Genomic DNA, 8,413 nt, shown 5'->3' with positions numbered 1-8,413 from the left:
AGCTGCTTGCTGATGTCATATCAGGTATTCAATTTAAAGATGGTGAACGGATCACTCAAGATCAAACAGAACATCACGATTCATTGATACACCACATTTGACAATAACTCCTTAGGGTTTCCCTAATACCCTTTTAAAACTCGACGAGTTTTTATATAAACAAGATATTCAAGATATTTAAATTAATTCGGTGCGAGTAGCTGTCATATAAGAAAACGGCTAAAAGCGATCGTTTAGGTAGGTTAGATAGGTTACTTGAGGATTTAAGTCATGCCTAACCTATATGTATTCTCGCTAACAAAGGGGCTTGGACTTAAACCCCTTTAAATAACTTCTCCGCGACAATCTTACACTTACTTTAATGCTTTTATTGCAAATGAAACCATAGGATTAGGAGTGAACTTAGAACTTGTATAGTTCCAAACCGTAACGTATCCTTGAGGATTCATTTGAAAAAGCTTTTTCTTTAAAACTGTAGGTTCCAGGTTTAGATTAGATACTATATAACCATCACTTTGATTGGAAACATACACATTAGCATCCAAGTCTTCATCCTCATTAATGAGGATCAGTTGGTAACTTGCGCCTGCTCTTCCATACAATACAGCGGAACGTTTAGGCTCTAAAGTTATAGAATGTGGTGCACTAACAGATAATGAATCTTTACTCAAATGATCTTCGCTGAGTTCTTTTAATAATGCTGTGTTCATAATGATTTTCCTATTGGCAATTAGTAATATTTATTAAGCTCACAAGGTAAAACTATTCGGCATGTCATTGATCTTAAACATACCGATTGACAGATAACGTATGAGTTTATGTTTTCTAAAAATCAAATAAATGATAGGTATAAAACCCAACAAAAAATATTACAGCTTATTACAGGGGTTTGAAGTCCAATGGTACGGTTTTGTACGGTAAGCAATAACTGTTTGATATATCATAATATTATAGACTTAAAAGTATAGCCTTAAATTATGTCTTTTATATCGATTTAAGAGATAGTTTTAAATCCTTAGCGTACGTTTTCGTACCGTTGGACTTCATACCCCTTATATAAACAACGATATTCAAAATATTTAAATTAATTCAGTGCGACCTATAGAACGCTCTCTTTTAGGCATTTGGTGACCCAATAGGCCACTAACCAAACGCTGTTTATTGTTTGTTCAGTGAGGGGCTTTTTTCGTACTATTTTGATCGGCGGTTTTGGGGCTAAAAGCGATCATTTAGGTGGGTTAGATCGTCTACTTGAGGGTTTTCGAGGTGCTTAGGCGCTGTTTTAGTGCCTTAAGTTGGCTATTTACCATAACTTAATTTGTATGTATCGCTTTTAACAGGGATGCAAAACTTATACTGTATAGCTTTTGAAGTGTCGAATAGGGAATAATTACCAGTCTAAAGGCTAATTTACCTATTTTTTTTTGAGGCTGTATGAATATAAGCATAAGTTCAGAAAGATTAACCTTTAGATTGTTACATAAAAATGATATTAAATACATGTTTTTACTTAGCTCTGATCCTGATGTCATGCAGTTCTTCCCGAGCGGGGTTCTCAACCTCAAAGAAACTCAAGATCGTCTAGATTCATTTTTAAGGGGTTATGACGAACATAACCTGCCTGTTTTTTTACTATTCGACCAAAAAACAGGAGGGTTTGTTGGTCGTGCTGGATTTAGCTTAATTAATAACATTGAAGTTGAAGTCGGGTATGTATTACAAAAAAAATATTGGAAACAAGGCTTTGCGACAGAAGCGTTAGAGGCGTTGTTATTATGGTCTAAAGATAATGTTGATTTTAATAAGATAATTGCAATGGCACCCACTGATCATGTGGCTTCTCACGGTGTAATGAAAAAATGTGGGATGATTTACTGTAAAGAAGATCTTGCCTATGGCGTTCCTTGTACCTTTTATCAGAAAATAAACCAATAATGATTTTCCCTGATGAATGTTTCATATTTAATGAGAGAGATATTTTCTCTCATATTTACCATAACTTAAATTGTGTGCATCAATTTTTAGCTCTCTTTTAGCTTTCTTTACAATCTATTGATAAATATAACTACATGTACTATAAGCGAAATAAAAGCTTTCGCTTACTCGTTTTGCAGGACATACCTAACGGAGAGTCGAGGCAAATGCAAAACGCGCAAGGCGTGTATACAAATGTTATGTTTGCGTGGTAAATTTTCTATATTAATATTAGAAATAATCACTAATGCGTTATTAATTAATAAAAAATCATTTTTAATGATAATAGGAGAAAAAGGCAATGGACAAGGCCACAGTATTATTTTATGTAATTATTTTTCTATTTCTATGTACAGGAATAATTACCCTTCTTGGGTTGATTAAGAAAGTAGATGTTGAAAAAAAATATCTTGGAATGTTATTTTCAACTCTAATACTTGAACTAGTGGGGGCTGTTATATATCTGTTTTCATCGACTGATTTTTTTGATAAAACAAGTCCTGATGGTGTTATTGTTCGTAATGAACTTCCTACAAAAATGCAACAGTTAACATCACCTGAATTGTTAAATATATTGCAGATGAACTCACAACAGGTAAGTAAAATTAAGGCGTTAGATGACAATTTAAATGAATTGAAAAAAAAGTTCGACTCACAAATTCCATCGTATCAAGTTATCACTATTGAATTAAATAAAACAATAAAAAAGTTGGATAATATAAATATTCAATATGTTGAATCTAAAGTCTATAAAGATAAATACATCCAATTACAGAGGTTATTTTTAGTAAGGATGGCTAACTTAAATTCAGCCATATCAGTCTGGGGGCCTTCAGTGAACTTTGATTGGAAGCCAGAGGAGAAAAAAGAAATTGCCTTAATGCTACAAGAAGCCTTAAAGCGCATTAAATTTATGGAAGCTACAGACACTCCAAATAATGACCCTTCTAAATCTCATCAGCTATTAATTGCTTATCAACAGAGCAAAGGATTTACAGGGAAAGGCTTTCTTACAAGTGAGGTTATTGCATTTATCATTCGTGATTATTTAAAACAAAGTACTGTCCATTTAGGATGACATTTCGAATAACAAACATAACACGGCCTTTAAGCAGCATTATTTCTAGCCCCATTTACCATAACGTCCGTTGTAGGTATTAGGCCTAATACCTACTATTTGGCTTTGCCTGATGCAATAGCTTTAAAAGTACCATCTAAGCTTTCCTTTACTTCATTTACCCAGAATATGACCTCTTCTGGTGATTCTGTTTGAGAAGTAATATTTCTAATTAGCAATAAAGTTGATTTCATATGATTCAAGTTTCTTACAGACTCCCAACTCATAGCCTCATCAATTTGAAAGAGTAACTTGTCTGAATTAGGAAAACCAAATTCATCAACTACAGCATTACGCAAATTAACCCAAGCACCTTGAAGATCCGATAGAGCTGTTTTTTCATATCCTGTGGGTTCTGTTTTAAAGCTCATAGTGTTTTTATCCACTTTCTAGTTAAGGCCTAGATCTTAACCATTTTTTTTGACGAATGCTTCACATTTAATGAGAGAGGTAGTTTCTCTTATATTTACCATAACGCCCGTTGTAGGTATCGGGCCTAGTATCCACGAAAAAAATAGGCGGTAAGTCACGGGGGTCGAGGTCCAACGGTACGAAAAGTAACAGTACGACGGTATCAATAGGGTTTTACTGTAATGGTATGTCAATATCGAAGCGTATTTACTACCACATAAGTCAAATACGGCATTATGGTAGGAAGCTATCACTATATTTAGAAATCAAAGATAGTCCTTTGTGAGCTTTAACGCATAAGGGTTTTAGGCTTAGAGTAACTTTTCGTACCGTTGGACCTCAAACCCCTGTTCCCCTTAAAAATATAACTATCTTCAAATATTTGAGTTGGGTAAACGCGTATTGCGAAAATGTTGGTATAGTGTTAAAACACGAGGGTTGCACCAATATTGGTAATAAATTAGATTAATCTTAATTGTGATTGAGGAGAAAAATAGTAATGACTATATCAGTAGGTAATTCAGGAGTTGCAAGTTTAGAAGTAAGCATCAACAAGTGGGGTGACTCAGGTGATACTTCATACTTCACTGTCACAGGTGGAGATCCAGAAACTTGGGATAGGACTGATGAACGTGGTTTCGTAATGGCCGTCAAAAAGAATAGTAATGTGAATAAGTACTATGTTATAGCCAATAGCTTTATCATAGTATCGAACGAGAATGTCAGCATGAATGACATTGTAATACAACCGATAGGGTAGCTTGGTTGACGGGGAAAAATCTCGTCCACTGTGCTTTGTATTGGAACGGTATTTTATTCACTATCAAACTAAACGCCCACCGACGGTTGTTTAGCTTTACTGTCTATTTACCATAACGTTCGTTGTAGGCATCAGCCATAACGCTCACGAAAAATAGGTTTCAAGACCCCTAGCGGCACTTGTCCTGATGTATTTTCTTGGCGTCACCCCTCCATCACGTATTTACCATAACTTAAATTGTGTGCATTTAACTTGCCTTAACAGTTTAAACCCGTTCAGTTGTATCGTATATCCCAATAAGACAAAGAATAAATTTGTTTCATTTAAATATGACTGCTTTAATTTATTCTAAATGGATCGATGACAAAATGGCTATAATTCAATGGGGATAAGGTTTGCAATATTTTGTTTTTTATCAGTTTTATTTTTACCCCCTGTTTATTCAGAAAACCAAAAGCTTACTCAATTTGGTCATTATGGACAAATTGGTGTACCTCTAACCGCAGGCATAATCTCTTTATATGACGAAGATTATAGTGGATTTGGTGAAGTGATTGAAGGAGCCATATTCACATCTCTTGCAACATATGCATTAAAATACTCTGTTAGAGAAGAGCGGCCAGATGGATCTGATAACCTTTCTTTCCCTTCAGGACATACTTCATCCGCAGCCCAAGGTGCTGCTTATCTTCAATTCAAATATGGGTGGAAATATGGATTGCCTGCTTATGCAATTACAGGTCTAGTGGGTTATTCTCGAGTGCAGGCTAATCAGCATTCTTGGCATGATGTTATCGCTGGAGCGTTACTGGGAACAGCGATACAATACGCCGTTACCGTTAAAGGTTATTCTTTAGTTAGCATTATTCCTTATGTCGGCGCCGACGAAGTTGGTTTATTTGTAAGTGCTAAGTTTTAGTGTATCAGAATAAAATGATACTTATCTTTGTTTACCATAATATCCGTTGTATGTATCTGCCCTAACACACGCGAAAAATAGGCCGTAAGCCACCCTAGCGGTACTTGTCCCTGATGTTTTTTCGTAGTGTGATGTCCCCTGCCGTTTTCACTTCCTTTGGCCACTCTGGATCATCTTCTGGACGCCCTTTTATTGGCTCTGTAACGGGATTTGATGTGACGGTTTCAAGTGGCTTGTGTTCTAATCTCAGAGTCAAATATTCTATGGTTTTTTTTAGCTCGTTGATGGTGGTAATTAGTTCGTGATAATCACCTGTTAACTTGTGTTCACTTTTGGTGTTCACTTTTTTTTTGTTCTGTTTTATTTCACCGAAAACTCTGATTAGTTCTGAAGTGTCTACGAAAGGGCGGTTACGGTGATCTCTGGCTATGGAGAGCTTGCCATCATTGATATATTTCCAAATGGTAGTTCTACTTTTTGATACCAATCTAGATGCTTCACTAAGATTAACACTTGCCACTTGTTCACCTGTTCATTCGTTGTGCGTTCAGTTGACTGTTCACCTGTTCACTTCTATTTTAGTCTTTCTACATTTTTAGTTTCATGTTTTCGTCTTGTTTGAAATCAAACCTCAAAGCAGATGCTTTTCTACCTTGTTTAATTATGTCGTAAGAAACAATCAAATCACTGCGTTGATTCAATTCATTAACCGCAGCCTTTATCACATATTTATTAAGATCTTTGAACTCTGGATATTTATCATTAAGTAGGAATGTTTTTCTTAGCTCTTCAACTCTAATTAGCCTGTGCTTGGTGCTATCAAATTGCATTAATATTTCATAGAGCCTCATCGAATAGATTGATTGTAGGTTAGCTATGTGCCTAAGTTTATATGTAGTAAACCTATTCTTTAATTGGCTGATGTACCCTTTTACTTCCTTGCTCCAAGTGAGGGTTATTTTTCCTTCCCCTTTTCGCCATAATACTTGGTGTTGAACCCAGCGAAACTTAATTATTCTATCCTCACTCTCAATTATAATGCTTTGGTCATATAGCTTTTCAGCCGCATCGTAAAGTTCGTTATATGCTCTTTTAAGGTTGATCCCCATGAGGGTTGAAAACTCTTGCACTGTTAACTCTATGCTGTCAGGAGTTTCTTCTCTGGAGTCTATTTTAGATAGGCAAGCCAATATCAATCTTTGTTCTTGAAGGCTAAGCATATAAGACGCTGCAATAAGGCTATTAGATTTAGTGATATTAGAATTATTCAAAATAGATCCCTGAATTAAATTTAGTCCTGTTCAATATTCTATCGGTAGAAAATGGTTATATCAAGTTCCACCGATAGAGCCTGTGAGTATTACCATGAATCCTTCCACCTTTAACCATGAATCCTTCCACCTTTAACCATGAATCCTTCCACCTTTAACCATGAATCCTTCCACCTTTAACTTTTATTTTTATTTTATATCAAAAACTTACAACACCCTAAAACAAGATAAAAACAAGAAAGAATTATTATAAAAAGGAAAACCCTGTGGATAACTCTACTTTTTGTAATTTTCGAGTGATAACCCTTCTTGGGGGTTTCACCCCCGCCAGCCCTTCCCCTCACTTCGTTCGTTTCCGGCATCCCCCAAAAGCCAAATCAAAAGACATAAGCGAAAATGCCTCGCCATGTCCTGCCGGTGGCAGGGGCGAGAGGCAAAGCATTTAATCGAACCTTGATATTGCCTACGGCCAGCTTAGGGGCTGAGTAAATCATCATGGGCTATCAAAAGAGGTTTAGCAGGGCGAAGGGCAGGCGCAAAAAAAACGCCTTAAGAGCGTTTCGCTGCGCTCTCATGCTCTCGTTACACTCGAAAGCACATCTTAAAGGCTTCTAAAACGCATTTTAAGGCTCTTTTGTAATATTTCGATATCAATGATGCGGTTGTAAATATGAGCATTTTAAAATGCCGCTGAGGGGTTTTGAATTAGCGAAGTCTATTCAGAAGTTGGAAGTGGCCTAAAAACGCCTCTGAGAGCTTAAAAATTTCTAGTGCCAGATAGCCTTGTTCGAGCGCCAAATGTGCAATGGTGATTGGTTTTGAATCCAGTACATCAAAATTGACTCTCAAGCGGCGATGCCTGTCTAACGAAAAACTGAAAATTCAGCTCAAAATTGATCTATGCCAGGATAAATTCAGACGAATAAATTTCGATTCTAAAAATGACCCACACCCCACGCTATCTTGATAAATCAAGAATAATTACAAGAAAGCAACTTAAGTTATTGATTTTTATCGTAACATTTAAATGTATTTACTGAGAATGATTTTTTTAAAATCCATGCGTTTTTTTTTGTAATTTGTGGTACAAACGTGCTCTCTTTGTGCTGCATTTGTGATATCAGATTGTTTTAATTGGTTTGTTTTATAATCTCACTTAAAGCATGGTGTTTTTGTGTTACAAATGTGTATGTAACTGTTTCTTTTGTATCTTTAATTTTTGTTTGCATGATAATTAAGTAGGTTTTTGTAACATAATTGGCTACATTGTTGTTTTGCAAAATAAAAAACATGAGCCACTTTAACTGTTTGATTTTAAATGATTTAAGTGTTTATTTGTTTTTGAAAAAAACTTATTGTGGTGCAAATGTGACACATATCGATAAAGTTGTTTGTTTTTAATAGTTTATTGAAAGTGATTTTATTTGTGATGTATTGGAAATACAATACACCTAGTGAATTACGCCTAAAAGCTCGATATGGTTATTTTCATCGTTTTTTTAGCTCCAAATCTTAAATTAGATAAATAAATTATTATTACATTTAATTCTAGTGTTTTTATTATTCATGATCATCTTACCCAAGTTATTTTAATTGAAAAAATTTCATCTAATCATATTTTTTCTTATTTTAAACCACTCGTATAACCTAAACTACCAATGTGCTGTCAGCATGATGTGAGTATTGCAATACCTTTGCAGTTATTTTGCAATACTTCCACTCCGACCACGGCGTTAATGCAATATTTTTGTGGTAATAATGCAATACTTTTGCAATATTTTTTTTGAGACACAAAAGTCTAAGGATAAACATAGGCACGCTGTCGAAAGTATACTTTCGTGTGCTTAGGGTTGAGCTATAGTCGTTTCTGGTGTATGAGGATAAAGCATTGCGATGTAACCTGTTAATTGATCTTGGCCGATCAACAATTAACAAAAGGAACATCGCAATGACTAAAAATG

The 8,413-nt window shown here is 35.3% G+C and carries 8 protein-coding genes; 4 read left to right on the top strand and 4 right to left on the bottom strand.

What is annotated here, in order from left to right; genetic code table 11:
• Positions 1-353 precede the first annotated feature (353 nt).
• Positions 354-710, bottom strand: a complete 357-nt coding sequence (locus L2764_RS24525; RefSeq protein ID WP_248942991.1) for a hypothetical protein — start codon at positions 708-710, stop codon at positions 354-356.
• A 724-nt stretch (positions 711-1,434) separates the two neighbouring features.
• Here L2764_RS24525 and L2764_RS24520 point away from each other — a divergent pair.
• Both L2764_RS24520 and L2764_RS24515 read left to right on the top strand, forming a co-directional pair.
• Positions 1,435-1,935 (top strand): GNAT family N-acetyltransferase, encoded by a 501-nt coding sequence (locus L2764_RS24520; RefSeq protein ID WP_248942990.1) that lies wholly within the window; start codon positions 1,435-1,437, stop codon positions 1,933-1,935.
• 340 nt (positions 1,936-2,275) lie between these two features.
• A complete protein-coding gene (locus L2764_RS24515; protein WP_248942989.1) occupies positions 2,276-3,052 on the top strand; it encodes a hypothetical protein in 777 nt (258 codons plus the stop codon).
• 95 nt (positions 3,053-3,147) lie between these two features.
• Here the strand turns inward: L2764_RS24515 and L2764_RS24510 are convergent, their stop codons facing one another.
• Positions 3,148-3,462: a hypothetical protein gene (locus tag L2764_RS24510; protein WP_248942988.1), complete on the bottom strand. Its 315-nt coding sequence runs from the start codon at positions 3,460-3,462 to the stop codon at positions 3,148-3,150.
• Between the two features lie 539 nt (positions 3,463-4,001).
• On the opposite strand from L2764_RS24510, the gene L2764_RS24505 reads away from it, so the two are divergent.
• Positions 4,002-4,262, top strand: a complete 261-nt coding sequence (locus L2764_RS24505) for a hypothetical protein (protein WP_248942987.1) — start codon at positions 4,002-4,004, stop codon at positions 4,260-4,262.
• A gap of 382 nt (positions 4,263-4,644) precedes the next feature.
• Positions 4,645-5,181 (top strand): phosphatase PAP2 family protein, encoded by a 537-nt coding sequence (locus tag L2764_RS24500; protein WP_248942986.1) that lies wholly within the window; start codon positions 4,645-4,647, stop codon positions 5,179-5,181.
• A gap of 94 nt (positions 5,182-5,275) precedes the next feature.
• Here the strand turns inward: L2764_RS24500 and L2764_RS24495 are convergent, their stop codons facing one another.
• Positions 5,276-5,701 carry a hypothetical protein gene (locus tag L2764_RS24495; RefSeq protein ID WP_248942985.1) on the bottom strand — a complete coding sequence of 142 codons (426 nt, stop codon included), beginning with the start codon at positions 5,699-5,701 and terminating at the stop codon, positions 5,276-5,278.
• A gap of 67 nt (positions 5,702-5,768) precedes the next feature.
• Positions 5,769-6,452 carry a replication initiation protein gene (locus tag L2764_RS24490; RefSeq protein ID WP_248942984.1) on the bottom strand — a complete coding sequence of 228 codons (684 nt, stop codon included), beginning with the start codon at positions 6,450-6,452 and terminating at the stop codon, positions 5,769-5,771.
• Between the last annotated feature and the right edge of the window lie 1,961 nt (positions 6,453-8,413).

The organism is Shewanella surugensis, assembly GCF_023284005.1.
Classification (GTDB): domain Bacteria; phylum Pseudomonadota; class Gammaproteobacteria; order Enterobacterales; family Shewanellaceae; genus Shewanella; species Shewanella surugensis.
This window is presented reverse-complemented; position numbering and strand designations above follow the sequence as displayed.

Bases quoted from the DNA above. Each gene is read 5' to 3' on its own strand.
- L2764_RS24515 (WP_248942989.1), top strand. From the start codon at position 2,276: ATGGACAAGGCCACAGTATTATTTTATGTAATTATTTTTCTATTTCTA.
- L2764_RS24505 (WP_248942987.1), top strand. From the start codon at position 4,002: ATGACTATATCAGTAGGTAATTCAGGAGTTGCAAGTTTAGAAGTAAGC.
- L2764_RS24510 (WP_248942988.1), bottom strand. From the start codon at position 3,462: ATGAGCTTTAAAACAGAACCCACAGGATATGAAAAAACAGCTCTATCG.
- L2764_RS24520 (WP_248942990.1), top strand. From the start codon at position 1,435: ATGAATATAAGCATAAGTTCAGAAAGATTAACCTTTAGATTGTTACAT.
- L2764_RS24525 (WP_248942991.1), bottom strand. From the start codon at position 710: ATGAACACAGCATTATTAAAAGAACTCAGCGAAGATCATTTGAGTAAA.
- L2764_RS24500 (WP_248942986.1), top strand. From the start codon at position 4,645: ATGGGGATAAGGTTTGCAATATTTTGTTTTTTATCAGTTTTATTTTTA.